General features: G+C 35.7%; 1 protein-coding gene. It reads right to left on the bottom strand.

From position 1 onward, the window contains the following. The coding region (locus IDG65_RS14940) for a nucleoside hydrolase (RefSeq protein WP_346656769.1) at positions 1-249 on the bottom strand (249 nt) is incomplete at both ends.

Genomic DNA, 249 nt, shown 5'->3' with positions numbered 1-249 from the left:
CGGCACTTGATTCGTACTTTCTAAAGCAACCATATCAATCTCTATATCGCTATCAAAAACAATTTTAACCGCTTCTGGATCCCAATATGCATTCCATTCTGCAGAACCATCATGCTCAGGTTCTTCAGCAGGATTTTTACTATTATATCCAGTTGTAGCATTCATGATTGGTGCGATTCGTGATAGATTCATCAATGAAATTAATTTCTGGATTTTATTCGTGGGTATTTTAGTTTTTGGTGTTATAGC

Source organism: Staphylococcus sp. EG-SA-17, from assembly GCF_017151845.1.
In the GTDB taxonomy this organism is placed as follows: Bacteria; Bacillota; Bacilli; order Staphylococcales; family Staphylococcaceae; genus Staphylococcus; species Staphylococcus aureus.
Note: the sequence above shows the minus strand (reverse complement) of the source record. Positions and strands in the feature narration are given on the sequence as shown.